Below are 408 nucleotides of genomic sequence, written 5' to 3' on the forward strand. Positions count from 1 at the left end.
GCACAAGGCCGGTGCTGGTCGAGATCCAGGCGCTGGTGGCGCCGTCGTCGCTGGGCACGCCGCGCCGCGCCGTCGTCGGTTGGGACGGCGCCCGGCTGTCGATGATCCTCGCCGTTCTCGAAGCTCATTGCGGCGTCCGCTTTGGCACGCATGACGTCTATCTCAACGTCGCCGGCGGCTACCGTATCTCGGAGCCGGCTTCCGATCTGGCGGTAGCGGCCGCACTGGTTTCCTCGCTCACCGGCCTTGCCCTTCCCGCCGATTGCGTCTATTTCGGCGAAATCAGCCTTTCGGGCGCCGTAAGGCCGGTTGCGCATGCGCAGCAGCGCCTGAAGGAAGCCGAAAAGCTGGGTTTTGGAAGCGCGGTTCTGCCCTTGGGCAGCGAGGAACTTGCCGGCGGGATAGGGG

At 66.9% G+C, this 408-nt stretch carries 1 protein-coding gene; it reads left to right on the forward strand.

Features of this window, described 5'->3' with window-relative positions; translation table 11 throughout:
* Nucleotides 1–408 (forward strand): magnesium chelatase domain-containing protein (locus EOA86_RS38240; protein ID WP_281035757.1); only part of this gene is annotated, 408 nt, incomplete at both ends.

Origin of the sequence: Mesorhizobium sp. M5C.F.Ca.IN.020.32.2.1, from assembly GCF_004023105.1 — a bacterium.
GTDB classification, from domain to species: Bacteria; Pseudomonadota; Alphaproteobacteria; order Rhizobiales; family Rhizobiaceae; genus Mesorhizobium; species Mesorhizobium wenxiniae.